Source organism: Streptomyces alkaliphilus (assembly GCF_014141535.1).
Taxonomy (GTDB): domain Bacteria; phylum Actinomycetota; class Actinomycetes; order Streptomycetales; family Streptomycetaceae; genus Streptomyces; species Streptomyces alkaliphilus.
Map to the genome: position 1 here is coordinate 1 of NZ_VKHT01001658.1, position 554 is coordinate 554.

The window sequence follows — 554 nt, forward strand, 5'->3', positions numbered from 1 at the left end:
CTGCTGGCCCAGGCGGAGCGGGGGCTGGAGGAGGCGGAGACCCGGGAGGACCCGGGGGACGCGTACATCGCCGCCCACATGGCCGCGCTGCGCACGGCGGCCGCCGTGCTGGCCGTGCGCGGTCGTCCCGAGACGACCGCCCGCGGACGGCGGCGGATCCGCAGCGTGTGGGACATGCTTCCGGAGATAGCGCCGGAGCTGGCGGAATGGAGCGTCCTCTTCACCGCCAGTGGTGCCCGGCGTGCCAGGCTGGAGGCGGGCATCCGTCGGGAGGTTTCCCGGCGGGACGCCGACGAGCTGGCGGCGTCGGTCGCGATGTTCCTGCGGCTGGTCCGGGCGCAGATATCCCCCCAGCCGGTACTGCCGCGTGATCCCAACCGACCCGAACCCGGTGAGCGCCCCGCCTGAACATCGGACCGGTGCTCCCTTCCACCCGGCTCGCCGGTGTGGTGCGGGTGTTTCCGGAGTGGTCCGCCGGTACCCCGGCGTTCCCTCCGGTCCTCGACACGCCCTCTCCGTCCTTTTCCGTCTCCTCGTGTCCCGCTTCCGCCCCC

General features: G+C 73.6%; 1 protein-coding gene. It reads left to right on the forward strand.

All coding sequences use genetic code 11. From position 1 onward, the window contains the following. Positions 1 to 408: SAV_6107 family HEPN domain-containing protein (locus FNQ90_RS26190; RefSeq protein WP_182608562.1), on the forward strand; the 408-nt coding region annotated here is incomplete at its 5' end. Between the last annotated feature and the right edge of the window lie 146 nt (positions 409 to 554).